Origin of the sequence: Mesorhizobium sp. M7D.F.Ca.US.004.01.2.1, assembly GCF_003997785.1 — a bacterium.
GTDB classification, from domain to species: Bacteria; Pseudomonadota; Alphaproteobacteria; order Rhizobiales; family Rhizobiaceae; genus Mesorhizobium; species Mesorhizobium loti.
The window spans coordinates 11,811-37,811 of the sequence record NZ_RZRQ01000005.1 but is presented as its reverse complement, the minus strand read 5'-3'; the positions used below and the strand labels follow the sequence as shown (position 1 = coordinate 37,811).

General features: G+C 63.9%; 27 protein-coding genes. 17 read left to right on the top strand and 10 right to left on the bottom strand.

Annotated elements, in window-relative coordinates; genetic code table 11:
- Positions 1-13: 13 nt before the first annotated feature.
- Positions 14-1,330: an ABC transporter substrate-binding protein gene (locus EN993_RS02485; RefSeq protein WP_127262287.1), complete on the bottom strand. Its 1,317-nt coding sequence runs from the start codon at positions 1,328-1,330 to the stop codon at positions 14-16.
- A gap of 142 nt (positions 1,331-1,472) precedes the next feature.
- The gene (pcaQ, locus tag EN993_RS02480) at positions 1,473-2,390 is read right to left on the bottom strand and encodes a pca operon transcription factor PcaQ (RefSeq protein WP_127262286.1); all 918 of its coding nucleotides are present in this window, start codon (positions 2,388-2,390) and stop codon (positions 1,473-1,475) included.
- 93 nt (positions 2,391-2,483) lie between these two features.
- On the opposite strand from pcaQ, the gene pcaD reads away from it, so the two are divergent.
- The 6 genes from pcaD to pobA are packed head-to-tail and all read left to right on the top strand — an operon-like array spanning position 2,484 to position 7,296.
- Complete coding sequence (gene pcaD / locus EN993_RS02475) at positions 2,484-3,293, top strand: 3-oxoadipate enol-lactonase (RefSeq protein ID WP_127262285.1); 810 nt, start codon at positions 2,484-2,486, stop codon at positions 3,291-3,293.
- Positions 3,286-3,693 carry a 4-carboxymuconolactone decarboxylase gene (pcaC, locus tag EN993_RS02470; protein WP_109661814.1) on the top strand — a complete coding sequence of 136 codons (408 nt, stop codon included), beginning with the start codon at positions 3,286-3,288 and terminating at the stop codon, positions 3,691-3,693. Before pcaD ends, pcaC begins: the two co-directional genes overlap by 8 nt.
- Positions 3,683-4,438 carry a protocatechuate 3,4-dioxygenase subunit beta gene (pcaH, locus tag EN993_RS02465; RefSeq protein WP_127262284.1) on the top strand — a complete coding sequence of 252 codons (756 nt, stop codon included), beginning with the start codon at positions 3,683-3,685 and terminating at the stop codon, positions 4,436-4,438. The genes pcaC and pcaH overlap by 11 nt, the downstream gene beginning before the upstream one ends.
- Positions 4,438-5,052, top strand: a complete 615-nt coding sequence (gene pcaG, locus EN993_RS02460) for a protocatechuate 3,4-dioxygenase subunit alpha (RefSeq protein WP_127262283.1) — start codon at positions 4,438-4,440, stop codon at positions 5,050-5,052. The genes pcaH and pcaG overlap by 1 nt, the downstream gene beginning before the upstream one ends.
- A 19-nt stretch (positions 5,053-5,071) precedes the next feature.
- Positions 5,072-6,124, top strand: a complete 1,053-nt coding sequence (locus EN993_RS02455) for a 3-carboxy-cis,cis-muconate cycloisomerase (RefSeq protein WP_127262282.1) — start codon at positions 5,072-5,074, stop codon at positions 6,122-6,124.
- Entirely contained in the window at positions 6,124-7,296 is a 1,173-nt protein-coding gene (pobA, locus tag EN993_RS02450) for a 4-hydroxybenzoate 3-monooxygenase (protein WP_127262281.1), read from the top strand. Before EN993_RS02455 ends, pobA begins: the two co-directional genes overlap by 1 nt.
- Positions 7,297-7,306: 10 nt before the next feature.
- Here pobA and EN993_RS02445 read toward each other — a convergent pair whose 3' ends face one another.
- A complete protein-coding gene (locus EN993_RS02445) occupies positions 7,307-7,777 on the bottom strand; it encodes an NUDIX domain-containing protein (protein WP_127262280.1) in 471 nt (156 codons plus the stop codon).
- A 172-nt stretch (positions 7,778-7,949) separates the two neighbouring features.
- Here EN993_RS02445 and EN993_RS02440 point away from each other — a divergent pair, with 172 nt between their 5' ends.
- Positions 7,950-8,483, top strand: coding sequence for a sterol desaturase family protein (locus EN993_RS02440; RefSeq protein ID WP_127262279.1), 534 nt, complete (start codon positions 7,950-7,952; stop codon positions 8,481-8,483).
- A gap of 21 nt (positions 8,484-8,504) precedes the next feature.
- Here EN993_RS02440 and rsgA read toward each other — a convergent pair whose 3' ends face one another.
- The 4 genes from rsgA to EN993_RS02420 form a co-directional block, all read right to left on the bottom strand.
- The gene (gene rsgA, locus EN993_RS02435; protein WP_127262278.1) at positions 8,505-9,542 is read right to left on the bottom strand and encodes a ribosome small subunit-dependent GTPase A; all 1,038 of its coding nucleotides are present in this window, start codon (positions 9,540-9,542) and stop codon (positions 8,505-8,507) included.
- A gap of 144 nt (positions 9,543-9,686) precedes the next feature.
- Positions 9,687-10,562, bottom strand: a complete 876-nt coding sequence (locus tag EN993_RS02430) for a carbohydrate ABC transporter permease (RefSeq protein WP_127262277.1) — start codon at positions 10,560-10,562, stop codon at positions 9,687-9,689.
- On the bottom strand, positions 10,559-11,449 hold the full coding sequence (locus EN993_RS02425) for a sugar ABC transporter permease (RefSeq protein ID WP_127262276.1): 891 nt from the start codon (positions 11,447-11,449) through the stop codon (positions 10,559-10,561). The genes EN993_RS02430 and EN993_RS02425 overlap by 4 nt, the downstream gene beginning before the upstream one ends.
- A gap of 9 nt (positions 11,450-11,458) precedes the next feature.
- Positions 11,459-12,751, bottom strand: a complete 1,293-nt coding sequence (locus tag EN993_RS02420) for a sugar ABC transporter substrate-binding protein (protein ID WP_127262275.1) — start codon at positions 12,749-12,751, stop codon at positions 11,459-11,461.
- Between the two features lie 322 nt (positions 12,752-13,073).
- On the opposite strand from EN993_RS02420, the gene EN993_RS02415 reads away from it, so the two are divergent.
- The 8 genes from EN993_RS02415 (at position 13,074) to EN993_RS02380 (ending at position 20,871) form a co-directional block, all read left to right on the top strand.
- Complete coding sequence (locus tag EN993_RS02415) at positions 13,074-14,345, top strand: extracellular solute-binding protein (protein WP_127262274.1); 1,272 nt, start codon at positions 13,074-13,076, stop codon at positions 14,343-14,345.
- A gap of 50 nt (positions 14,346-14,395) precedes the next feature.
- Positions 14,396-15,328, top strand: a complete 933-nt coding sequence (locus tag EN993_RS02410; RefSeq protein ID WP_127262273.1) for a sugar ABC transporter permease — start codon at positions 14,396-14,398, stop codon at positions 15,326-15,328.
- The gene (locus EN993_RS02405) at positions 15,325-16,182 is read left to right on the top strand and encodes a carbohydrate ABC transporter permease (RefSeq protein ID WP_127262272.1); all 858 of its coding nucleotides are present in this window, start codon (positions 15,325-15,327) and stop codon (positions 16,180-16,182) included. Before EN993_RS02410 ends, EN993_RS02405 begins: the two co-directional genes overlap by 4 nt.
- A complete protein-coding gene (locus tag EN993_RS02400; protein WP_127262271.1) occupies positions 16,179-16,919 on the top strand; it encodes a PIG-L family deacetylase in 741 nt (246 codons plus the stop codon). Before EN993_RS02405 ends, EN993_RS02400 begins: the two co-directional genes overlap by 4 nt.
- Positions 16,916-17,791: an ROK family protein gene (locus EN993_RS02395; protein ID WP_127262270.1), complete on the top strand. Its 876-nt coding sequence runs from the start codon at positions 16,916-16,918 to the stop codon at positions 17,789-17,791. Before EN993_RS02400 ends, EN993_RS02395 begins: the two co-directional genes overlap by 4 nt.
- Positions 17,788-18,558, top strand: a complete 771-nt coding sequence (locus EN993_RS02390) for a GntR family transcriptional regulator (protein WP_109661848.1) — start codon at positions 17,788-17,790, stop codon at positions 18,556-18,558. The genes EN993_RS02395 and EN993_RS02390 overlap by 4 nt, the downstream gene beginning before the upstream one ends.
- A gap of 36 nt (positions 18,559-18,594) precedes the next feature.
- Entirely contained in the window at positions 18,595-19,386 is a 792-nt protein-coding gene (locus EN993_RS02385; RefSeq protein WP_109661851.1) for an SIS domain-containing protein, read from the top strand.
- A gap of 450 nt (positions 19,387-19,836) precedes the next feature.
- Positions 19,837-20,871, top strand: a complete 1,035-nt coding sequence (locus EN993_RS02380; RefSeq protein ID WP_126068252.1) for a LacI family DNA-binding transcriptional regulator — start codon at positions 19,837-19,839, stop codon at positions 20,869-20,871.
- A gap of 3 nt (positions 20,872-20,874) precedes the next feature.
- Here EN993_RS02380 and EN993_RS02375 read toward each other — a convergent pair whose 3' ends face one another.
- From EN993_RS02375 to EN993_RS02365, 3 genes are all read right to left on the bottom strand, one after another.
- A complete protein-coding gene (locus EN993_RS02375; RefSeq protein WP_127262269.1) occupies positions 20,875-21,819 on the bottom strand; it encodes an alpha/beta hydrolase in 945 nt (314 codons plus the stop codon).
- Between the two features lie 10 nt (positions 21,820-21,829).
- Positions 21,830-22,978 (bottom strand): Gfo/Idh/MocA family oxidoreductase, encoded by a 1,149-nt coding sequence (locus EN993_RS02370; RefSeq protein WP_127262268.1) that lies wholly within the window; start codon positions 22,976-22,978, stop codon positions 21,830-21,832.
- Between the two features lie 268 nt (positions 22,979-23,246).
- On the bottom strand, positions 23,247-24,008 hold the full coding sequence (locus EN993_RS02365; protein WP_126068254.1) for a DeoR/GlpR family DNA-binding transcription regulator: 762 nt from the start codon (positions 24,006-24,008) through the stop codon (positions 23,247-23,249).
- A 162-nt stretch (positions 24,009-24,170) separates the two neighbouring features.
- On the opposite strand from EN993_RS02365, the gene EN993_RS02360 reads away from it, so the two are divergent.
- Together EN993_RS02360 and EN993_RS02355 are read left to right on the top strand one after the other, a co-directional pair.
- On the top strand, positions 24,171-24,971 hold the full coding sequence (locus tag EN993_RS02360) for a class I fructose-bisphosphate aldolase (RefSeq protein WP_023756676.1): 801 nt from the start codon (positions 24,171-24,173) through the stop codon (positions 24,969-24,971).
- A gap of 3 nt (positions 24,972-24,974) precedes the next feature.
- Positions 24,975-25,958, top strand: a complete 984-nt coding sequence (locus EN993_RS02355) for a PfkB family carbohydrate kinase (protein WP_127262267.1) — start codon at positions 24,975-24,977, stop codon at positions 25,956-25,958.
- Positions 25,959-26,001: the final 43 nt, after the last annotated feature.

The following is a 26,001-nucleotide window of genomic DNA, read 5'->3' as shown; positions in this document are numbered from 1 at the left end:
CGTCAGCGGTCCATCAGCCGTTGTAAGGCAGAAGCTTGGCTTCGACAGGCACGTTGGGATCGGTGGCGTTCTCGGTCACGACGTAATCGAGCGGGAACTTGCTGCCTTCCTTGGCGGCCACCCACTGCGTGCCGATAATCGGGCCGGGCGAGACATTGGCCACCGGCCCGCTGGTGAAGTCGACCTTGCCGACCATCGTCTCGGTTTTCAGCGTGCTCAGCGCCTTGGCGACCGCCGCCTTGTCCTTGGCGTCGGTGCTTGCCTTCAGCGCCTCGAAGCCGGCGTCGAGCAGCGACATCGAAGCGCCGAGCTGCTGCGTCCACTGCTTGCCGCTCGCCGCCTCATAGCCGTCGGCCAGCTCGGCGCCCGAAACGCCGGTCAGTGGCGATTTGTAGGGGAATGCCTTGTGCCAGTAGGCGGCGCTCGAAATCTTCATGCCGAGATCGCCGAGCGCTTCGATATCGGACGGGAACAGGCCGGTCTTGGCGACCTGGCAGATCTTGATCTGCTTGATCAGGCCCTGCTGCGCCGCCTGGCGCCAGAAGGCGGCGAAATCCGGCGGGATCGGGAACGAGTTGAAGATCTCGACGCCTTCCTGCTTGAACAGTGCGATCTGCGCGGAATAATCGGTCGTGCCGGTTTCATAGGCGCCGGGATCGACAATGGTGAAACCCTGCTTGGCCAGCAGCGGCGCCAAATGGGCGCGGATGGCATTGCCGTCGGCATCGTTGGGATACATGACGCCGACCTTCTTGTTGGTCTTGATCAGGTTCCATTGCGAGATATAGGCCTTGAAGAACTCGCCGACGCCGAAGCCGAAATGATAGGTCCATTTGAACGGCGAGGGTTCGCCCGGCTTGGCGCCGCGGCCGAAATACCAGGCCTCCCACGGCATGACCGTCGACAGGCACGGCACGCCGGCGGCCTCGCAGGCGTCGGCCACTGGATTGATCACCTCGGGCGTCGACACCGCCAGCATCAGGTCGATGGCCTGGTTGTTGATCAGGTCCTTGGCCAGCTGGCCCGCGCGCGACGGATCGGATTGCGTGTCCTGGTCGAGAATCTCGACGTTGTATTTCTTGCCGCCTATCTCAATGCCACCGGCCAGCGCCTTGCGGGCCAGATCGAGCACGTAGCCGTCGGTCTGGCCGAACCCGGCGAGCGGCCCGGTGCGCGGGCTGACGAAGCCGACCTTGAGCGTGTCGCCCGCCTGGGCAAAGGCGCCGCGGCCGCCAAGCGTGAGCGCTGCGCCACCGGCGATCGATGTGGCGATGAACTGGCGCCGCGAAATGCCGCCAGTCATGGATCTGCTGCCGAGTGCGTGCGTCATATGTTCCTCCCTTTGTGGTCCTCCATCGTCACAGTGCACCAGCGGTTTGGTTCGGTAAAATGATATTTTGCGGTGTTTCATTAACCCCTGGGTTAGGAAAAACCCCAACCGAGACCGCATCCGGATCGGATATTCTCAGGCGTCAGCTGCCTTGTCGTGCCGCTTCGCGGATGGTCTGCAGCAGTATGGAGAAGGCCGGTGAGGGCGCCGTGTCGGTCCGCATCGTCAAGCCAACCGGTCCTTTGGTTTCCTCGGTGTTGACCGGCAAGGCGACGAAAGCGCTGCTGCCGAGTTCGTTGGCAACGACGCCGGCCGAAATGATCCAGACGGCATTGCTCTGCCGCAGGAAGGCGCGGCCGAAGGAGTCCGACACGGTTTCGATCTCGGTTGCCGGCGCCGTCATGCCGTTGGTAATGAACAGGCGGTCGACGAAGGGGCGAATGACCGATTCCCGCGTCGGCATCAGCATCGGGAATTCGTCGAGCCGTGCGAACACATCCTGTCCCGGATCGAGCAGCGGATGTCCCGCTCGCACCACGAACAGCACCGGTTCGGAATAAAGGTGCTCGAAGAAGAAGCCGGTCATGTTTTCCGGCGCCGCCAACCGTCCGACGACGAGATCGAGTGCGCCGGTGCGCAACTGTTCGAGCAGCACCGCATTCTCGCCGGTGACGATCTTGATCGCCGCACCGGTGCCCTCCTTGAGGAACAGGCTCATGGCAAGCGGCATCACCCGCGCCGACACCGTCGGCAACGCGCCGATGCGGATCGGATGCCGGTTGACTGCTCCGTCCTGCCGAACGGAATCGACGCCTTGCTTGAGTGCCGTGATCGCCGTGCCGGCATGGCGAAGGAAGATCTCGCCGATGCGCGTCAGCCGGATGCCGCGGCCGTCACGCTCGACCACCGCCACACCCAGCGCCTCTTCCAGTTCGCGCAATGTCTTGGTCACCGCCGGTGGGCTGACATGCAGCAAGTCAGCCGCTCGCGCCACGCTTCCTTGTCGCGCAACTTCAAGGAATGCCTGCAGGTGACGGAACCGGATGCGGCTCTCGGACATGGATTTGATAACCCCTGAGTTAATGAAACGGCGCAAAATATCATTTTACCGAACCAAACGCCTTGTGCAATGTGGGGGCGGAGGACCGAAATCGTGCCATTCGTCACCATTGGCGGCATCACGCTGCACCATCGCCACATCAAGGCGACCGGCAATGCGCGCCCAATCATATTCATCAATTCACTCGGCACCGACTTCCGGATCTGGGACGAAATTGTCTCGGCGCTTGATGGTGAAATGCCGCTACTGGTCTATGACAAGCGTGGCCATGGGCTGTCCGATATCGGCGACATCAGGTCGATCGACGATCATGTCGATGATCTCTCGGCGCTCATCGATCATTTCGGCTTGAGCAAGGTCGTGCTGTGCGGCCTGTCGGTCGGCGGCTTGATCGCACAAGGCTTCTATCGCAGGCGCCCGGAAATTGTCGAAGGCCTGATCCTGTGCGACACGGCCCACAAGATCGGCACGGCAGAGAGCTGGAACACACGCATCGCGACAGTCGAAAGCAAGGGCATCCAGGCCATTGCGGATGGCGTGCTCAAAGTGTGGTTCACCCCCGCCTTCCACGCGGCGCGTCTGGCCGAGCTCGACGGTTATTGGAACATGATGACCAGGCAAGCGCTCGCCGGTTACATCGGGACTTGCGCTGCCGTTCGCGATGCGGATTTCACCGATGCCGCACGCCGCATCGCGGTGCCGACGCTCTGCGTCGCCGGCGACCAGGATGGCTCGACGCCTCCCGATCTCGTCCGCTCGCTGGCCGAGCTGATCCCCGCCGCGCGCTTCGAGATCATCCGCGACGCCGGGCATATTCCTTGCGTCGAACAGCCTCAAGCGCTGATCGCCCTGATCCGCGGTTTTATCGCATCGCTTGCCCCTGGAGCAGAAACCCATGGATGAAGTCCCCGGCAACGCTGCCAGATATCGCGCCGGTCTCGCGGTTCGACGGTCGGTGCTCGGCGACCGCCATGTCGACCGGGCCGAGGTCGCCGCCACCGATTTCGACCAGCCTTTCCAGGAGTTGATCACCGAGGCCGCCTGGGGAACCGTGTGGGCGCGGCCGGGCTTCACCAAGCGTGAGCGTTCAATCGTCACGCTGGCGCTGCTGGCAGCACTCGGCCATGATGAGGAGGTCGCCATGCATGTGCGCGCCACCGTCAACACCGGTGCTTCGCGCGACGATATCTGCGAGGCTTTCCTGCACGTCGCCATCTATGCCGGCGTGCCGGCAGCCAACCGTGCCTTCAAGATCGCCAAGGACGTGTTTTCGGAAATGGACGGAAGCCAGAATGCCCGCTAAGTCCGGCTCGAACCGGAGGCCTGAGACCGGCGCCTTCTTCCAGCGCGACCGGACCTGGCATCCGCCTGTTCTGACGCCGAACTACAAGACCTCCGTGCTGCGCTCGCCGCAGAAGGCGCCGCTGTCGTTCGACAACACGCTGTCGGAGATTGCAGGCCCGGTCTTCGGTCACGCCATGCTGGGCGAACTCGATGCCGACCTGATCCACAATTTTGCCAGGCCCGGCGAGAGCGCGCTCGGCGAGCGCATCGTCGTCTATGGGCGGGTGCTCGATGAACGCGGTGTTGGTGTGCCCGGCGCGCTGCTCGAATTCTGGCAGGCCAATGCCGGCGGCCGCTATCGCCACAAGAAGGACGGCTATCTGGCGCCGCTCGACCCGAATTTCGGCGGCTGCGGCCGCACTATTACAGGCGAGGATGGCGGCTATGCGTTTCGCACCGTCAAGCCCGGTCCCTATCCCTGGCCGAACGGGCCGAACGACTGGCGGCCCTCGCATATCCATTTCTCTGTCTTTGGCCACGGCTTCGCGCAGCGGCTGATCACACAGATGTATTTCGAGGGCGACCCGCTGATCTGGCAATGCCCGATCGTGCGCGGCATCCCCGACAAGGCGGCCATCGAGACGCTGATCGCTGCGCTCGACATGCAAGCGACGATCCCCTTCGACGCGCGCGCCTACAAGTTCGACATCGTGCTGCGCGGGCGCCGCGCGTCACTGTTCGAAAACAGGCCGGAGGGCAATTGATGGCTCAATCGCTCGACCGGCTCAGGGAAAGCCCCTCGCAGACCGCCGGACCCTACGTCCATATCGGGCTGACGCCCAATTTCTGCGGCATAGGCGGCGTCTATCCCAGCGATCTCGGCGCCACTATGGTCAACGACAAGACCAAAGGCGAGCGCATCGGCTTGCGCATCCATGTGCTCGATGGCACCGGCACGCCGCTCAGGGACGCGCTGATAGAGATCTGGCAGGCGGATGCAGACGGGCTCTACAATTCGCCGACCGACTTGCGCGGCGCTGCCGATCCAAATTTCTTCGGCTGGGGCCGTTGCCCGACCGACATGGACACCGGTCTGTGCACGTTCGACACGATCAAGCCGGGCCGCGTGCCTTCGAGTGATGGCCGCCTGATGGCCCCGCACATCACCCTCTGGATCGTCGCGCGCGGCATCAATCTCGGCCTGCACACACGGCTGTATTTTTCCGACGAGGAAAAGGCCAATGCCGGGGATTCGATCCTGGCGCGCATCGAGCATCGCGTTCGCGTGCCGACGCTGATCGCCGAGCGTCAGGGCGACACCTACGTCTTCGACGTCCATCTCCAGGGGGAGAAGGAAACGGTCTTCTTCGACAGCTGATGCTCAGGAGACGTGCGACATGACCGTATCGCCCTTCGACCATCCACTGCTCTCCGCACTCCTCGGTGACGAGGAAGCGGCGAGGCATTTTTCCGTCGAGGCCGAAATCAAGGCGATGCTGGCCTTCGAACGGGCGCTGGCGCAAGCAGAGGCCGAAACCGGGTTCATCACCAGAGATGCCGCGGCAGCGATCGTGGCCGCACTGGCCACATTCCGGCCCGACACCGCCTTGCTGCGGGCCGGTGTCGCAAAAGACGGCGTCATCGTGCCGGAACTGGTGCGCCAGATCAGGGCGGCGGTCGGCGAACCGCATGGCCAGAAAGTGCATTTCGGCGCGACCAGCCAGGATGTCATCGACACCGGCTTGATGCTTCGGCTGAAATCCGTCGTCGAGCATCTCGATCTGCTGTTGACCGAAACCGTCATGCGCCTCGCTTCGCTCGAAGAGCGTTTTGGCGGCAGGGCGCTGACCGGAATGACGCGCATGCAGAAGGCGATTCCGATCAAAGTTGCGGATCGCGTGACGGCGTGGCGGGCGCCGCTGCAACGGCACCAGGAGAGATTGTCCGAACAGTCGAGACGCCTGCTGGTGGTGCAGTTTGGCGGGGCCGCCGGCACACTGGAGAAGCTAGACGATAAAGGGCCGGCGGTGCGCGCAGCCCTTGCCGCAAAACTCGGCCTTGGCGACGCACCGCAATGGCATAGCCAGCGTGATGCACTCGCCGATTTTGCCGGCCTTATGTCGCTGGTGACCGGCAGCCTCGGCAAGTTCGGCCAGGACATGGCGCTGATGGCGCAAGGTGGAACCGACATCGAACTCTCAGGCGGCGGCGGCTCGTCGGCCATGCCGCACAAGCAGAATCCCGTGAAGGCAGAGGCACTGGTGGCGCTTGCCCGCTTCAACGCCACGCAGCTTTCCGGGATGCATCAGGCGCTCGTGCATGAGCAGGAGCGCTCGGGCGCGGCCTGGACGCTGGAATGGCTGCTGCTGCCGCAAATGGTCGTCGCAACGGCCGCGTCGCTGCGCCTTGCCGCCGAGCTGACCGGACAGATCGAAAGTCTGGGCCACTGATGCGCACACAAATCGTCATCATCGGGTCCGGACCGTCCGGCCTGCTGCTCGGGCAGCTTCTGGCCGGCATCGGCGTCGAGACGGTCATTCTGGAACGGGCGAGCCGCGAGCACGTGCTTGGCCGCGTGCGGGCAGGGGTGCTCGAACAGGGCACGGTCGAACTGCTGGAACAGGCCGGTGCGGCAGCAAGGCTGCATGCCGAAGGGCTGCCGCATTCCGGCATCTCGCTCGCCTTCGACGGACGCCTGCACCGCATCGACCTCGAGGCACTGACCGGCGGCAGGCATGTCACCGTCTACGGCCAGACCGAAGTGACGCACGATTTGATGGACAAGCGCGACGCGGCAGGACTGACCACGATCTATGAGGCGGCAAATGTCGCTCTGCACGATTTCGATGGCGCCGCACCTTTCGCCACTTATGACCGGGACGGCGTCACGCATCGGATCGATTGCGACTTCATTGCCGGCTGCGACGGCTACCACGGCGTCAGCCGGAAATCGGTGCCTGAGCGTGCGCTGAAAACCTTCGAGCGGCAGTATCCGTTCGGCTGGCTCGGCGTGCTGGCCGAAGTGCCGCCTGCCGATCACGAACTGGTCTATGCCAATCATGAGCGGGGTTTTGCGCTGTGCTCGATGCGCTCGACGCATCGCAGCCGCTACTATGTGCAGTGCCCACAGGACGATCGCGTCGAGGCGTGGTCGGACGATCGCTTTTGGGACGAGTTGCGCCGCCGCTTGCCGGAGCAGACGGCGGCAAATGTCGTCACCGGGCCATCCTTCGAGAAATCGATCGCGCCGCTGCGCTCCTTCGTTGCCGAGCCAATGCGCTTCAGCAAGCTTTTCCTGGTTGGTGACGCCGCCCACATCGTGCCGCCGACCGGCGCCAAGGGCCTCAACCTCGCTGCCAGCGACGTGCGCTATCTCTTCCCAGGTTTTCGCGACTTCTACCGCGACAAAACCATGGCTGGCATTGATTGCTATTCGCAAAAGGCGCTGGCACGGGTCTGGAAGGCCGTGCGCTTTTCCTGGTGGATGACGATGATGCTGCACCGCTTTCCCGACACCGGCGACTTCGGCCAGCGCATCCAGGAGGCCGAGCTCGACTACCTCGTGCAGTCGCATGCTGCATCGACCGCACTCGCCGAGAACTATGTCGGCCTGCCTTACTGAGGGCTGCGGATCATCCGGCGCCTTGCTGCCTGGCAAAATCCAAAAGCATCGGGCGCTGCCCCTTGAGGATCTTCACTTCGGCCTCGGGCAAGGTGAACCAGCCTGCTCTGTCGACCTCTGGGAACGCCTTGAGGGATCCCGATCTTGGCGGCCATTCCATGGTGAAGCTGTTGCTCTTGATGGTGGTTACGTCGATGTCGATGGTCGCCTCGACAGACCAGGCCGAGACGATCTTGCCGCCCGGTTGCCTGTAGTCGCCGAGCCGCGCGAACGAGCCATCGACCTTGACGCCAAGCTCTTCCTCTGTCTCGCGTTGCGCTGCCGTCAACTCGTCCTCATTCTCGTCGACAAGACCCTTCGGTATCGACCACGCACCATCGTCCTTCTTCGCCCAGAACGGTCCGCCTGGGTGGACCAGCAACACCCTGAGATCGCCGTCGCTGCGGCGATAGATCAGCAATCCCGCGCTGCGTTTTGCCATTTTATACGTCCGTCTGCGAAGCCGGCAGCCTGCCGATGGTCCTCGAATCGTTGACGCGAACCTTGCACCAAGGGATTGCGACGCTATGTCTGGCACGTCTGCATTGCACCTCACTCGCGAGTCCGGCAATCTGACACCATCGCTTATTTGGCGGCACGAAGGCTAGGTGACGATGCAACTCGGTCTTATTGGCTACTATAGCGACTTCGTGGTGTATCCGCTGGTGATCGCCGTGCTGGCAGTGGCCGGATTGCTCGAGGCCGGCGAAGAGAGTGCGCCAGGCTGGATAGGCACGGTCCTCGCCTGTCTCGGCCTCTGGACGCTGACCGAATACCTCCTGCACAGGTTCGTCCTTCACCACATTCCCTACATCAAGGACCTGCATGATCGTCACCATGTCGAGGAGCGCAGTTCGGTGGGCACGCCGACCTGGCTCAGCCTCGGGGTGCATGCCCTGGTCGCGTTTGTTCCCGTTTGGGTGGTCTCGGACTTCGCAACCGCGAGCGCGGTAAGCTGCGGGCTGATGCTGGGGTACCTCTGGTACATCAGCGTCCACCACATGATTCATCATTGGCATCCCACCCATCCGAGCTACCTCTACACGCTCAAGCGCCGCCACGCCCTGCATCATCACATCGACGAATCGGTTAATTTCGGTGTTACGTCAGCACTTTGGGATCGGGTCTTCGGTACGGCGCGGCGCTGAAGCCAGTTCAGCCTCGGCCGTTCAACGCCTTTTGCCGCGACCCCCGGGTGACTTGGCGCCGCGAGGGCCGCTCGGAACCGGCGTGTTGTTCTGGTTCTCGTCGGACAGCTTGCGCCAGCGGGCAAGGCGCTCCGGATCGAGCGTCCCGGCCTTCAGGGCTGCCTGCACAGCACAGCCTGGCTCATGCACATGCGTGCAGTCGCGGAACTTGCACAGCGGCGCGAGCTCGGTGATTTCGGCAAACAGCGTGTCGATGCCATAGCCGACATCGCTGACCTGCAGCGTCCGCATGCCCGGCGTGTCGATCACCCAGCCGCCGCCGGCAATGGAATGCAGCGATCGCGACGTGGTGGTGTGGCGTCCCTTGGAATCGTGCTCGCGAATGCCTCCGGTCTGTTGCGGCGATTGCTGCGCCGATCCGGCCAGCGTGTTGACCAACGTAGACTTGCCGACCCCGGAGGAGCCGATCAGCGCCACCGTCTGGCCAGCACCACACCAGGCAGCCAAGACGGTTGCCGCATCCGATGTGCGGGGATTTAGCATCACGACCGGCAATCCACGCTGCAACGCCGCAGCCTGCCTTTCATACGCCTCGGCGTCTTCAGCGGTGTCGGCCTTGGTCAGCAGGATCACCGGCGTCGTTCCGGCCTCATTGGCCAGCGCCAGATAGCGCTCGAGCCGGGCGGGATTGAAGTCGGCATTGCACGAGGTGACGATGAACAGTGTGTCGACATTGGCCGCGGCAAGCTGCGGCACCCTGCCGCCCTGGGTGCGGCGTTCCAGCACCGTCTTGCGGGTCAGGCGGCGCTGGACCAGGTGCTCATGCCCATCGACCAGCACCCAGTCGCCGACGGCATAGTCACCGGTGTTCGCCTGTGCCGGCAGCGTCAGATCGACCGGCCCTGCCTGGGAGAGGCCGGTCAGGCGGTCGCGATGGACCGTGGCGATCCGCGTCGGGACGAAATTGGCGTCGCCGGGTTCGAGCTGGTCGCCGAAAAATTCCGTCCAGCCCAGGCTGGCGAGCGATGGCGTGGAGTGATCCGTCACGGCTTTGACCACAGCGTCGCGGACATTAGACAGTATCCCTGGCAAAATCGAAGGAGAGGCGGACCACGACCTCGGGCGGGCGATTGCCCTGCTGTATGGGCGGCATGACGGCATTTGGCAAGCAGGGCCGTGGTCCGAGCGGCAAGCTTCTGCAGCTTATCCCTTGATCGCGGAGCCGACGATGGAATCGACGAAAAAGCGCTGCAGGAAGACGAACAGCAGCAGCGGCGGCAGTACGGCGAGCGTGGCGCCGGCCATCACCAGGCCGGTGTTGACCGCGCCCCTGTTGTAGCTGAGCAGGCGGCTGAGGCTGATGACGATCGGATAGGCGTCCGCATTGCCCTGCAGCACGGTCAGCGGCCACAAATAGCTGTTCCAGTGATAGACGAAGGCAAACAGCGCCAGTGCCGCGATCGCCGGCGCGACGCTCGGCGCCACAATCTTGAACAGGATCAGCAGCTCCGACGCGCCATCCATGCGCGCGGCGTCGATCAGATCGTCCGGCACGCCAGCGATGAATTGGCGCATCAGGAAGATGCCGAAGGCATTGGCGAGATTGGGTACGATGATGCCCGCCAGGCTGGCGTTGAGCCCGATCGATCCGACGAGGCGGTAGAGCGGGATCAGCGTCACGATCGGCGGCAGGAACATGGTGGCGATCAGCACCGAAAACAGCAGCGACTTGGCGGGGAAGTGGTATTTGGCGAAGGCGTAGCCGGCCATCATGCTGGTGAGGAGGATGCCGGCGGTCGTGATCGAGGCGATGACCAGAGAGTTCCACATCGAGCGGCCGACATTGACCACGCCCGAAACCTTCTCATAGGCGTCGAGGCTCGGCGTGCCGGAGATCCACACCGGTGGCACCTGCATGCTCTCGGCCGGGGTTTTGAGACTCGACAGCACCATCCACAGCAGCGGGAAGGCCGAGGCGACGGCGACCAGCAGCATCAGCGTTGCCAGCAGCGCCTTGCGGCCCGACGGGCGCTTGCGCGGCAGCCGGGTCGACGATCCGGTAAATGCGCGCGCGCTCATTCGTCGTTCTTCCGGTTGGCGAAGGCAAACAGCGCGCAGACCACGACGATCAGCGACAGCATCAGCATCACCGCCATCGCCGACCCCAGCCCGCCCTGCGCGCGCTCGATGCCGACGCGGCGGATGTGGTAGGTCAGCACATTGGTCGAGCCGACCGGCCCGCCCTGCGTGATGAGCGCAACCGGCTCGAACACCTGCACGGCGTTGATGATGGCGATGACGGCGCTGAACAACAGCGTGCGCCGCAGCAGCGGCAGGGTGATGAAGCGGAACTGCTCGCGCCGGTTGGCGCCGTCCAGCTTTGCCGCCTCATAGAGGCTGCCGGGGATCTGCGTCAGCCCGGCGATCGCCAGCACGGTGAAATAGCCGACCTGCTGCCAGACATTGAGGAAGACGATCGACAGCAGCGCCGAACGCGGCGAGGACAGCCACGGCTGCGGGCCGATGCCGATCAGGCCGAGCATCTGGTTGAGCGGCCCTTCGCTCGGCGAATAGAGTTTTGACCAGACCAGCGCCACCGCGATCATCGGCACCATGTAGGTGGCAAACAGCACGGTTCTCAGCGCCGTGCCGCCGGCGACGTCGCGCTGATAGACCATCAGCCCGAACACAACGGAAAGCGGCAGGATCAGGATGACCGACAGCGCTGTGTAGATCGCGGTGTTGGCAAGCGCGCCCTTGAAGTCACGGCCGACCGAGGTCGGGCCAAAAATCTCGCGGAAATTGTCGAGGCCGATGAAGCTTGCACTGGAAAACGGTGTCTGCGTCGACCAGTCCTGGACAGACAGCCAGACGGTGAGCAGCATCGGCAAGAGGACAAAGACGCCGATCAGCGTCACGGCGGGCGCCAGCATGATGCCCGCCGAGGCACGGTACCTGTTGATCATGGCTCCAGTCTACTTGGCGGCGCGCTCCAGGATAGAGGTGGCGTCGGCCTGCGCCGTAGCCTGCGCATCCTTGGCCGAGACCTGGCCATACTGCAACGCTTCGAGCGTCTGCTGCAGGGATTCGCTGAACTCCTGACCGCCCGGCACCACCGGGAAGGGCTTTGCATCGGCCAGCACGCTGACATAGCCGGACAGGAACTCGGAGCCGAGCTTGTCCTTGTGTGCCTCGATATCGGACAGGCGCGACGGTAGGATGCCCATCGACATCAATATGTCGGACATCGCCGAGGCGCCGTTCTCGCCAGACTTCGGATTGTTCAGCCAGGCTAGGAAATCCCAGGCCGCCTTCTGCTCGGCCGCGCCGGCATTGGCGTTGACCACGGTCATCCAGGAATAGGAGATCGAATGCGGCTTGTCGCCGCTCGGGCCGACCGGGATCGGCGCGGTGGCGATATCAGTGAACTTGTCGCCCATGCCGCTCTTCAGCGCGCTCTCCCACCAGTTGGCCATGATGATCATGCCGGTCTTGCCGGAGACGAAATTGTCGAGGAACGGGCCGGTTGTGTTGGCGTCGGCCGTCGCCATGGCGGGCACGCTGGCGCCCGACTTGATCAGGTCTTCGTAGAGCTGGAAGGCTTCAGTGGCCTGCGAGCTGTCCAGTACCGGCTTGCCGTCCTTGACCAGATCGCCGCCGTTGGACACCAGCAGCGAGGCGAAGGGGTGGACGACGCCCGCCGCCCAGGAATTGATCATGCCAAAACCCTGCTGGCCGGCATCCTTGTTGGTCAGCTTCTTGGCCGCGTCCTTGAACTCGTCCCAGGTCTTCGGGGCAGCAGTGATACCGGCCTGCTTGAACAGCGCCTTGTTGTAATTCAGCGCGTAGACGTCGATCTCGTTGGGAATGCCGTAGAGTTTGCCGCCGACCGAGGCGGCGCTGACGACGCCCGCCGGCCAGGCGTCCTTGACCTCGCCGGCGACCACATCGGGGGCAGGCGCGACAAGCTTGTCGCGGGCGAGTTCGGGCAGCCACAGATCATAGATACCGCCGATGGTCGGGCCGTCCGAGCCGCCGCCCTGGGAGCGCAGCGTGGTCAAGAGATCGCCGAACGGAACGGCGCGTACGGTGACGCTGACGTCGGGATTGGTCTTCGCATAGTCCTTGGCCGCCGCTTCCAGCAGCGCGACGGTCTCGGGCGACCAATGCGTCAAATAGGAGATGTTGACCGATTGCGCCCAACTGGTGACGGGCAGGAGCGCCAGGCTCGCGGCCAGGGCCAGTTTCGAAGTCCAGGCAACAGACATTCCTCATCCTCCACTTGGCATATCGATCGCGATGACGTTATGACAACATGAGAGGATGGCGCAAGTGTCTGTTTGCGAAAAAGCTATGGATGACATCGAGCAGAATTTCCTTGCAGCAGCTTCGGCAGGAAATTTATGTATATTTAACAGTGAATTATGTCGAATTCTTGGGCGAAAGAGCCTGCCGTCGCCGTTTCGCAGACGCACCAGACCTCTTGCGAATGGCACTATGTCGTTATAATGACTTTTCCGAGCGATTGACTCTTTCGCGGTGCCGAAGCGCCGCGAAACGCCAAGGACTGAGAGCAATGGGAGACTGGCAATGAGCATGCTTTCGATTCACCGACGCGCCGCACTTGGCCTGATCGGCGGCCTTGCCGCCGCTTGCGCCGGCATCTTTTCCACCGTGCCGGCGAGGGCCGACAGCACCGTGACGCTATGGAGTTGGCGCACCGAGGACGAAGCCGCGATGCGCCGCATCTTCGACGCCTTCGAGGCCAAAAACCCCGACATCAAGGTCAATATCCAGTTCACGCCGGATGCCGATTACCAGAATCGGCTGAGCACGGCGCTACGCGGCGGCCGCGGTCCGGATATCGCCCAGCTCAAGGCCTATGGCGAATTGCAGCCCTTTGTCGATGCCGGCTATCTCGATGCGCTCGACGACAGCGTGCCGGAGCTGAAGAACATGGCGGACGCGGCCCTTGGCGGCGCGCGCGGCCGCACTGACGGTAAGGTTTATGGCGTGCCTTATTCAGTGCCGATGATGGGTGTGTTCTACAACCAGGACATCTTTGCCGCCCAAGGCATCGAGATACCCAAGACCTACAAGGATTTCGTCGCCGCCTGCGACAAGCTGAAGGCGGCCGGCATCACGCCGATCGCCACCGGCGGCGCCAATGGCTCGGCCTGGGAACTGGAGATCGCCGTCGGTGTCGTCGGGCCCACCATCTACGGCCCCGGTTTCTACGACGAGATGATGACCGGCAAGGCGACCTTCGAGGACCCGCGCTATGTCGCAGCACTAAAGCGCTTCGCCGAGCTGAAGCCTTATTTCCCGGATGGTTTCGCCGGCATCGACTACACCACCGCGACGCAGCAGTTTATCGGCGGCAAGGCGGCGATGTTCCTTGGCGGTTCGTTCGAGAACGGCAGTTTCAAGGCGCAGAACCCGAAGCTGAAATTCTCGATCTTCCCGTTCCCCGCCGATGATGCGGGGGCAAAACTCTACACCTCGGCCTTCTCCGACGGTTCCTATGGCCTCGTTTCCGAAAGCGCCAACAAGGAAGCCGCCACCAAGGTGCTGGGCTTCATGGCCTCGGCCGAATTCGCGCAGATGTTCGCCGATGAGCTCGGCTGGCCGCCGGCCCGCACCGATGTCACGGTGAAGGACCCGGTGCTGGCTGAGATGATGGAGATGTCAAAGAATTCGACGCCCTACCTGACGCTGGTCGGCTTCCGCTGGCAGTCGCCGACGGCCTCCTCGGTGCTGCAGTCGGAGATCATCGACATGGTCGAAGGCAACATCGCGCCGGAGAAGCTGGCGGCCGACATGCAGGCCGCTGTCGCCACCTGGTTCAAGCCGAAGCAGTAGGAGTCGGCCGGTCGCATCGTGGCCGGCCTCTCACGGACAAAAAACAGCGCATGAGCAACCTTCGCCGCACCAGCAGCCTTCGCCGCACGCAGCAGCGCATGGCCGTGCTGTTCATCCTGCCGGCGTTGGCGGTCTATGCGCTGTTCGTCCTCTATCCCTTGGCGATGTCGCTATGGGGCAGCTTCTTCATCTGGAAGGGGCTGCGCATGGTCGAGTTCGCCGGCCTGTCGAATTTTTCGCGGCTGTTTATCTTCCCCAGTGGCGCCCGGCTCTACGGCGCGCTGTGGCACAACACCGCCTGGTTCTTCGGCATCATGGTCTTCCAGAACGGCATCGGCCTGCTGTTCGCCTGGCTGCTGTTCCTGCACGACAGGGGCGCTGCCTTCTTCCAGTCGGTCTTCTTCTTCCCGGCGGTGCTGAGCCCTGTCATCGTCGGCGCGCTGTGGCGCCTGTTGCTGGCCCCGGGCGGCGTCGTCGAATGGGCGCTCAACGGACTCGGCCTGCATCAGGGCAGCCTGACCGTGCTCGGCAATAGCCATACGGCGCTCACTATGCTGATCGCCGTCGACGCCTGGAACTGGATGGGCCTGCCGGTGCTGATCTATACCGCCGGCCTGCGCCAGATTTCCGGCCAGATCTTCGAGGCGGCAAAGCTCGACGGCGCAGGCAATGCGCGCATGCTGTTTTCGATCGCGCTGCCGCTGCTGATGCCGGCCATCGGCACGCTGACGACGCTGTCGTTCATCAACACCTTCAACCAGTTCGACATCGTCTATGTGATGCAGGGCGTGCAGGGCAATCCGAGCTATTCGACCGACACGCTGGTGACCTATTTCTACCGGCTGGCCTTCGGCGCGGAGGGGGCGGTCGGCATCACCGATATCGGCCTGGCTCTGGCGCTGGGCACCATGCTGTTCCTGATCCTCAGCATCGGCACGCTCATGATGCTGCGCTTCTTCGACCGCCGCACGGTGCAGCTATGAGCGCGCTGGCGATTTCGCAAAGGCCCGCCATCTCGCGGCGAATTGCGCGGCTGCCTGGATGGACTGTGCTGGTCGTGTGGGCGGCTGCCGTTCTGCTGCCGCTCTACATTCTCGTTATCTCCTGCTTCAAGACCACGGCCGAGATCTACGACAACCGGCTCGGTCTGCCCAAAAGCTTTGCCTTCGACAATTTCGTCAACGCCTGGACGCGTGCTCACCTCGGCCAGAACTTCGTCAACAGCCTGATCGTCACCGGCGGTGCGGTGGTGCTGACCATCGTCGTCTCGGCCATGGCCGCCTATCCGCTCAGCCGCTATCGGCTCGGCTGGAACGGCCTCATGCTCGGCCTGTTCCTGGCCGGCATCATGCTGCCGATCCGGCTCGCCTCGGTCGAATTGTTCACGCTGATGCGCAATCTCGACTTGCTCGATTCGCTGACCGGCCTGATCCTCGTCTATTCGGCGATTCGCATTCCCTTCGCTGTCTTTATCTTCGCCAATTTCATGCGCGTGCTGCCCTCCGAACTCGACGAGGCGGCGCGCATGGATGGCGCCGGCGAGATCCGCATCCTGTTCCAGATCATCCTGCCGATGGTGAAGCCGGCAGTGTCGATCGTCGCTATCTTCACCGCGATCGCGGTTTGGAACGACTTCTTCTTCCCGCTGATCTTCATCTTCGACGACCGCTACAAGACCGTGCCGCTGGCCATCAGCGTCTTCGTCGGCCAGTTCCGCACCGACTGGGGCCTTGTGTTCGCCTCGCTGGCGATCTCCATGGCGCCCATCCTGATCATGTATTGTCTGCTGGCCCGCCAGATTCGCGAAGGCGTCGGCGCCGGGGGAGGCATGAAATGATCGAGGACAGGATCTACGCCGCAAGCTCCATCCTGGTGGTGGGCGCGCACGCCTTCGACGCCGAGGTCATCGCCGGCCCGCTGGCCGCCGCTGCCGTCAAGCGCGGTGCGACCGTGACCTTCCTGCACCTGACCATGGGCGAACAGGGACACCCCTGCCTCATCCCCGAGCACTATTGCGTGCAGAAGGAAGAGGAAGCGGGCAGGGCGGCTGCCCGGCTCGGCGTCACCATGCGTAGCCTTGGCCAGCGCGACGCCTTCCTGCCTTCAGACGACCAGACGGCGCTCGAGGTGTGCGACGTCATTCGCGAGTTGAAACCCGAGATCGTCATCACCCATTGGCACGGCAGCTGGCACAAGGACCACCGCGCCGCCGCGCATCTGACGCAGACCGGCATCTTCTTCGCCGCCCTGCCGACTGTTGCGAGCGACCATGCGGCGCATACACCGCAATTGCTGTTGTTCGGCGAGAACTGGGAGGACGATGACGGCTTCCGGCCGGAGCATCTCGTCGATGTCAGCGACGGCTTCGAGGCGTGGAGCGAAGCGGTCCAGGAATACGAGCTAGCGCGCGGCCTGAGCAGCTTTCCCTATGTCGACTATTACAGCGCGCTCTACCGGCTGCGCGGCTGCCTGCGCGGCACGCGCTATGCGCAGGCTTTCGCGGCGGCGTCGCATTCGTGGAATGCCGGCAGCGGTCTGTTCTCACCGCCGTTCGGCAAGGGGCCTGGCCGATGACGCGGGTTCTGGCCATCGATCTCGGCGGCACCAATCTGCGCGCCGCCGTCCATACCGGCGATGTGCGAATGCTGGAGGCGCTAAGCCGCGAACCGGCGCCGGCAAACCTCGACGCCTTTGTCATCCGCATCCGCGCGCTGTGCGCCGAGGCGGGTGCGGTGGAGGCGCTGGGCATCGCGGTGCCCGGCCTGGTCGAAGGCTCGATCTGCCGCTGGGTCCCGAACCTGCCCTGGCTCGACGGTGTCGATGTCGCGAGACTGTTTCCGGGCCTGCGCATCGCGCTCGGCAATGACGCGCAGATCGCCATGCTCGCGGAAGCCGTCGAAGGCAGTGCGAAAGGCATGTCCGACGCGATCCTGCTGGCGATCGGCACCGGCATCGGTTCCGCCGTGCTGGCCAACAGCCGCATCGTCGCCGGCGCCCGTGGCGGCGCCTGCTCCTTCGGATGGGCCTGCGCCGACACAGAGGATCAAGGCGAGGAGCGCAGCGGCTGGCTGGAGCGCGTCGCCTCCGGCCGGGCGCTCGACGCCCTGGCACAACAGATCGGCTTGGCGGATGGCGGCAGGCTGATCGACGCCGCCCGGGCCGGCGAGAAGGCGGCACTTGCCGCATTGGAGGCGCCGGCGTGTCGGCTCGGTACTGCGCTGGCCGGCGCCGTCGCGCTGCTCGATCCGCAGGCGGTGCTGATCTCCGGCGGCCTGGCGGAGGCGCTGGACATGATCCGGCCGCCGCTGCTTGCCGCGATGCAGCGGCAACTGCCGCCGCATCTCAAGCATATTGTTCTGCGACCGGGTCAATTCGGTTCTCGCGCGGGTCTCGTCGGGGCGGCGCTGGCCGGGCTCGCGGGAAGCGAGTGGAGGCAGGTGCGATGAGCGAAGCAAGCTTTCAGCAACCGGATCGCAGACGACCGGAGCCGCTCTGGTATCAGGTCGAAGAAGCGATCCGCGCCATCGTCAAGAGCGGCGAATGGGCGACGGGCGATCAGATCCCGGCCGAAGACAGGCTGTGCGCCCTGTTCGGGGTCAGCCGCATCACGCTGCGCCACGCCTTGCGCAATCTCGAGGAGGCCGGGCTGCTGCGGCGCGAGCATGGCCGCGGCACCTTCGTGCGCTCGACCACGCTGGTCGCCGGCACCCGCGAGCTGACCAGCTTCACCCAGGAGATGGGCAATATGGGCGTGGTCGCCGGCTCGCGCCTGCTCGATTGCGGCCTGACCACGGCCAATGCCGCGGCGGCCGGTGCGCTGGAGATCGAGGAGGGCGATCCGGTGGTGCGCATCCGGCGCCTGCGACTCGGCAACAGCGAACCGATCGGCATCCAGACGGCGCAGCTCTCGGCCGTGCGCGTGCCTGGTTTCCTCGACGCCGGCTTGCTGCAGGGATCGCTCTACGAGGCGCTGGAGCGCCATTACGGCATCGTGCCGGTGGCGGCGCGCGAGAATTATCGCGTCGGCGCCGTCGGTGCTGCGGATGCCGAATTGCTTGATCTCCCGGTTGGCAGCCCCGCCTTCGTCGTCGAGCGCATCACCACCGACGAGCGCGGTCCGTTCGAATTCACCGTCTCCATCATGCGTGGTGACCGCTACGAAATCCGCTCGACGCTGCGCGCCGGGCGCGTCCCGTCAACCCCAAGAAGCTGATCCATCCCAAGCCGACACTTAAACAGGAGTACCCACGTGTCCGATCTCTACATCCACCGTCTCGCAGCCCTCATCGACCAGGCGGCGAAAACCAACGAAGAAGCCTTCGGCCAGGCCGCCAGCCGCTTTGCCGACACGCTCGAGGGCGGCGGGCTGGTCCATCTCTACGGGTCGGGCCATTCGGTGCTGCCGGTGCAGGAAGTGTTCCCGCGCTACGGCAGCTTTGTCGGCTTCAATCCGCTGACCGACCCGCGCGTGATGTGGCACAACGTGCTCGGCGCCGGCGGCGTGCGCGAATTGCTGTGGCTGGAGCGGACCGAGAAATACGCCGAAAAATTCCTCGACCACCAGCCGCTCAACAAGGGCGATTCGATCATCATCTTCGGTCACAGCGGCCGCAATTCGTCCGGCATCGACACAGCGCTCTATGCCAAGAAGCGCGGCATCTTCGTCGTCGCGGTGACCAGCAAGAACAACCTCGACAAGCCGGCGACGCACTCCTCCGGCAAGCGGCTTGCGGACGCGGCCGACCTCGTCATTGACACCTGTTCGCCGATCGAGGACGCGATCGTGCCGGTCGAAGGCTGGAGCCGTCCGGTCTCGGGTTCGTCGACCGTGCTCGCCATGATCCTGGCGCACGAACTGATCGCCCGCACCGCGGAAGCGCTGTCCAAGCGCGGCATCGAACTGCCGGTCTTCGCCTCGCCGACAATTGCCGGCGTGACGTTGCACGATACCGACGTCATCTACGGCGTCTACCGCGAGCGCATGCTGGAGGCGCAGAAGAAGCACCTGCCGACCTTCCAGGCGACGATGCGCGGCGAATGATCGAATGATGATTGCGATCGGGAGGCGCCGCATGCGCCTCCCGATCGATTGCTACCGTCCCAGCAGGTTGCGGGCCATTTCACGGCCCGACCACGCCCACACACCAGAGAAGCCCGCGCCCGCACGTCAACCGCATTCTTCGCGGCGGCGCGCCTGCCCGCCCGTTGCGCCGGCTTGGATCTCTCGCACTCCTGTCCCCAGCCAATCAGCAGATTCCTGACCTTCGCCGAGATACCCCAGTCACGATCGCCTGATGCTTGCATCGGCGCGCCAGTTGATTTCGGGGCGTCAATAAATAATTTGACGTACGTAATGTTTTTGCGTTGTATTGGGAACTGTGAAAATTTGACTGAATAAGTTCGGTCAAGCATTGCCGCTCCCGGGGCAACGGCCGCATGACTGTTACGGCCGGATCGGTCCGGCAGGCGAATGGGGAAGGGACCGGTATCGATGGCGGAGAAGACGCACCGCACGATGGATGACTTCGCCCAGGCATGTGGAGTGTCACGGCCGACGTTGTCCAAATATTTCGACGATCCCGCGAGCGTGAAGCCGGCGACGCGGGCGCGCATCGAAGCGGCGCTGCGTTCCTCGGACTATCAGCCGAACCTTTTCGCCCGCAACCTCAACCGCAAGCGCACCCGCAACATCGGCATCGTCGTGCCGACGATCACCGATCCATTCTACGCCGAGATGGTCAGCCGCATCGAATTTCGCTGCCGCGACGAAGGCTATTGGCCGATCGTCATCTCCTCGCATGGCTCGCCGAAGCTGGAAGCGGAGTCGGTCAGGACGCTGCTGTCGCTGAAGGTCGCCGGCGCGATCATCGCCCCGCTCGGCCTTGCCTCCGACCGCAGCGTTTTCGACAAGCTCGGGCAGGACATTCCGATCGTCTATTTCGACACCTATATCGAGGGCGATACGCCGTTCGTCGGCAATGACAACCGGCAGAGCGTGTCGACCATCGTCGACTATCTGTGTCGCTCGGGCGAGCCGCCGGCCTATCTCGACATTCCGCATGTCAACCACAACTCCGGCGAACGCCAGGAGAGCTACATCGTTGCGATGGAGACCGCCGGGTTCAAGCCGGTCGTCATCGAGGCCGCACGCGATTACACCTGGGACTTCGAACGCATCGGCTACGAGCAGACGGAAAAAATGCTGGAGGCCGGGACCTTGCCGGGCCGTACCATCCTGTGCGCCAATGATCGTCTCGCCTTTGGCGTGATGGCGGCCGCCTACTCGCGCGGCCTGAAGGTCGGCCGCAGGCCCGACTGCGACCTGCGCGTTGCCGCGCATGACGACCATCCGCTGAGCCGCTACACCTGCCCGGCGCTGACCACCATGGCGCAGGATTTCACCGCCATGGCCGGGCGTAGCGTCGAGATCCTGCTGGCCTTGCTGGACGAGGCCGATCCGCCGAAGCAGGGCCTGGCGCGCACGGTCAAGCTTGGCGCCACCCTGGTGATGCGTCAGTCGGCCTGATCGTCAGCGACCCCTCTCGAATTGGCGCCAGGCAGCCACCGCCTCGGCCACCGCTTGCCGGGCAGCGGGAATGTGGCGCCCCATCGAGATGAAGCCATGTATCTGGCCCGACCACTGCCGCAGGATCACAGGCACGTCCGCGGCTTGCAGGCGCGCCGCATAGGCGGCCCCTTCGTCGGCGAGGATGTCGCAGCCGGCCAGCGCCACGAAGGCCGGCGCGACGCCGGCAAGATCAGGCGCCAGCAAGGGCGAGACGCGCCAGTCCATGATGTCGTCGGGCGTTCGCACATAATGGTCGCGGAACCATGCCATGGTGGTTGCGGTGAGCCCGAAGCCTTCGCCGAAACGCCGGTAGCTGTCCGATGTCTGCCGTGCATCGGTGTTGGGGTAGATCAGGATCTGCGCGGCAAGCGGCGGCGTCAGACCATCGCGGGCGAGCAGCGCCAGCACGGTGGCGAGATTGCCGCCGGCGCTGTCGCCGGCAACGCCGATGCGCGCTTTGTCGATGCCGAGAGCGGCGGCGCTCTGCGCCATGAAGCGAAGTGTCGCCAGGCAATCCTCCAGCCCGGCGGGAAATTTGTGTTCCGGCGCCAGGCGATAATCGGGGCAGACAATGACGGCGTTGCCGAGATTGGCCATTGAGCGGCAGATCTCGTCATGCGAATCGAGATTGCCGATGACCCAGCCGCCGCCATGCAGATAGAGCAACGCCGGCGCCCCGCTTTGCGGTGCGCCGGCGCCGCGATGGATGCGGACGGTGATGGGGCCGTTCGGCCCGTCGATCTGCCGTTCCAAAGTCGTTGCGACCGGTTCGTGCTCGCCCTGCAGCGTCGGGAACGAGGCGTTGTAAGCGGCGCGTGCTGCCGCCACGCTACCGTTCTCGAACGGCGCGCCGCCGGCCGCGCGACCGATGTCGAGGACGCGCAGCGCATCCGGATCGAGCGTCATGATCATACCCTCAGGCCAGCAGGTCGCTTGCCTCTTCCTCGGTCAGCAGGGCCGGCTGGACGATATCGCCCGAGACGGCGACCGAGCCCCGTGTTTCACCGGAGCGCAGGATCGCCTCCATGATCTCCAGCACATGCAACGCAAGGCTGCCGGAGGCGCGTGGCGTGTTGCCGGTTTGAAGCGAGCGCACCAGATCGGCGACACCGAGCATGCGGTAGTTGGCGCGGTCGGGCGCCGCATAAGGCCAGTTGCGGGCGCCATAGAGATCGCCCTCGCTGGCAAAATCCTTCCACTCGGTGCCGCGTTCCGACAGCGACACGGTGCCGCCGAACGTGTCGGGGTCGGGCAAGCGCAGCGAGCCCTCCGTGCCGTGCAGCTCGATCGGATGATTGGAGTGGCGAAAGACATCCCACGACGCGACGAAGGTGACGGTCGCACCAGAGCGGAACTCGAGCAACGACAACACGTTGGTCGGCGTGCCGACCTTGAATGTGGTGTTCTTGAATGGCCCTTCGGCTGATATCAGCCGCTCCTCCTGGCCGCGCGTCGCCATCGCCATGACGCGCTCGACCGGGCCTAGCAGATTGACCAGCATGGTCAGGTAGTAAGGCCCCATGTCGAACACCGGGCCACCGCCCGGCTGATAGTAGAATTGCGGGTTGGGGTGCCAATGCTCCATGCCGCGGCCCATCATGAAGGCGGTGCCGGTGACCGGGCGGCCGATGGCGCCCTCGTCCATCAGCCGGCGGGCGCGGCGTCCGGCTGCACCGAGAAAAGTGTCGGGCGCCGAGCCGAGCAGCAGGCCGCGTGACCTCGCCTCGTTGACCAGGCGCTGTCCATCGGCGGCCGAGGTGGCGAGCGGCTTTTCGGTGAAGACGTGCTTGCCGGCCGAAAGTGCGGCCAACGAAATGTCGAAATGCGCCGCCGGAATGGTCAGGTTGAGGACAAGATCGATCTCGGGGTCGGCCAGCAGCGCATCGACGCCGAGCGCCCTTATACCATATTCCTTCGCCCGCACCGCCGCCATGTCGGCCGAAATATCGGCGCAGGCGCGCAACTCGATGCCGCCGAAGAGGGCGGCATTGCGCAGATAGGTCATCGAGATGTTGCCGCATCCGATGACGCCGATCCCGAGTTTCGTCTTTGATTTTCCGTGCATTTTCGATCGTACCTCCCAACGCGGTCATCGTCTGTCGAATCCGTCCAGCCGGTAACGGATCGCTTTCGCAAAGGGCTATACAACATTTTAAATATTGACGCGCGTAAAATTTTTATACAACATGCGAAAATGCTGGCGCGATATCGGGAGGCTGCCAGCCCTAGGAGGAGAAAATGATAGACATGAAAAAACGGCCGACCGCCGCTGCGGATTCCGTGGGTTGTGAGCGCAATGGATATTTCCGTCACGGCCAGGGACCGCGACGGGGTCAGGCATAGATCACCTTGGCCCCGGTCCTATCAAGCTGGCTGCGTATCGGGCCGGACAGGCCATCGTCGGTGATCACAACATCGACGCTCGACAGGGAAAAGGCCTTGGAGGTCCCGCTGACGCCCCATTTGCTCGAATCCGCAAGGAGGACAACGCGCCGGGCCATGCGCACGAGGTTTCGCTTCGTTCGCGCCATGTCTTCGTTCACGTCGACCACATCCAGTGACGAGTCAATCGCATGCGCTCCAACAAAGACCTGATGCGCTACCAAGCCGCCGAGAGCCGTGTCGGCATCGGTGATCAGCGTGCTCACCGTGTCTGGATAGACCCGGCCACCGATCATGTGAACGTCGAGCCCGGGCCGATGCATCAGGTGCTGCACGATATTCATCGCCGTGGCCGCGACCACGACATTGCTGAGCGGAGGTAACAGCATGGCAACCTGCATCAACGTCGAGCCGCCGTCGAAGATGACCGATTGGTTGTCCTCGAACAGTTCTGCCGCTGCCCGGGCGATGCGTTTCTTTGCATCGAGGTTTGTTTGCATTCGCCGGGCGAACGCGGCCGTGGTCGAATCTGTGGTCCGGGTCACCGCGCCTCCACGGGTCTTGGTCAGCAGTCCCTTGCGGTCCAGTATCTCGAGGTCGGAGCGCACCGTGACTTCCGACACGCCAAAATCGTCTGACAGGTCCTTGATGCGAACCTGTCCGCTGCGTTGCACTTCACCCAGGATCGATTGGCGTCTCTGCTCTGACAACATTGCCCTGTCCTTGCCTCCATGCGCCAAGCGATCGCCCTGGCCTCGGTTCACTCTACCAAAAATATGCGAATTCGAAAGCTTTCGAAAGATTGCATTTATCATTTCTTTCGCAAACACTGGGTCTAGGGTTTTTAAATCAATCGATTGGAGAGTTTTGGACTCATGAGCCTCGGAACCAAGGTGCGCCTGGCGCGCCTCTTCTCACACCCATCGGGAAATCTTTTTGGCGGCGCGGTCGACCACTTTGTCGGCTATGGCGACGTGCGCAAAGGAGGTCTTGCCGACCTGCCGGGCGCGCTTGCACGCGTCATGGTGGGCAAACCCGACTACGTCAGCATCCAGCCTGGCACCGCGCGTCATCTATGGCCGCAATACGCGGGCAAGGCTTCCCTGGTGATCCAGGCCGGCTGCTTCACCCCAGACGATCGCATCAGTGAACTGATTGCAACGCCCGAGGATGCGGTGCGCGCTGGCGCCGATGCGTTGGCCGTGGCCATTCCGGTGCGCGGCGCGACCGAGGGCAAATACATACGCTGGCTGACCGATTCGGTGAATGCGGCGGCCCGTTACGGCATGCCGGTGGTGGCGCATATCTACCCTCGCGATTTCACCGACGGGGCAAAAATCGTCTTCACCCCCGACGAGATCGCCTATGCGGCACGCATCGGCTACGAGTCCGGCGTCGACGTGATCAAGATCGGTTATACCGGCGATTTCGAGTCGTTTCGAGAGACCGTTCGGACCTGCCCGGTGCCGGTTGTGATCGCCGGTGGTCCGAAGACAGACACGCTGCTCGGCGCCCTTCAGCAGACGGCGGACGCCATCCGTGCCGGCGCGCGCGGTGCCGTGGTGGGCCGCAATCTCTGGGGGCATGGCGATCCGGAAAAGGCAGCGATTGCCTTTCGGGGCGTCATCCATGACGGCCTTTCGGCGCAAGACGCCTTGGCGAAGGCGGGTGCCTGAACGATGCCAACCGTCCCTTCAATCCTCGGCTTCGGAGCTATTGCGATCGACGACATCGTCTATGTCGATCAGCCGTTGTCGGCGGGCAAGGGGAAGGTCCTGCAAAGTGCCCGAGCTTTCGGGGGAAATGTCGCGACGGCACTTGCCGCCGTCGCGCGGCTCGGCGGAACCGCCGGGTTCGTCGGATGGCTGGGCAGTGCCGCGGATGACGCCGTGCTGTGCGATCTCGCTGCGAGCGGCGTTGAAACCGTGTTCGCGCCGCGCCACCCGCACGCGCGCCCGGTGCGCTCGCGCATCACCGTCGGTTCGGATGGGGAGCGGTTCATCGCGTATGACGACGAAGCGATGCTGGGTACCGCGCCGGACTTTCCGGACGAAGTCCTCAGCCGCGCGACCGTCCTGATCGTCGATAGCTATGCGATCCGGTCGCTGGATGTCGTGGCTCGGGCTAGCGATCTCGGCCTTGCGATCCTCGGCGATATCGAATGGAGCAGCGGCCCAGCCACGGAGCGGCTGATCGGGCTCTGCGACCACCTCATTCTTCCCCTGGGCTTTGCGCGGACCGCTACGGGCTGCCGATCGCCCGCCGAGATGCTTGATGCATTGTGGTCGCCGTCGCGATCCGCCGTCGTTCTGACCGATGGCGGCAGGGGCGTGTACTATCGCGGACGCGACGAGACAGGGCTCTGGCACCTGCCTCCGCACCGGGTTGCAGTCGTCGACTCGACCGGCGCCGGTGACTGCTTTCACGGCGCCTATGCCCATGCATTGACGCGCGGTGCCGACACCGCAGGCCGGGTCGCATTCGCCGCCGCGGCGGCCGCCCTTTCGATAACCGGGCGGGGCGGGCGCGAGGCACTTCCGACCAACGACCAGGTCACGGAACTCCTGGCATCGACGAACGCGCCGTCGGCAGTCGAACTGAAATATGCGCGGCTCGATACCGAAACATTGCCCGAACTATCCGAGGAAAATATTCGCAGGTGAACATAGGCCGAGGACAATCATAAAAATCAGTGGCTTAGACTTG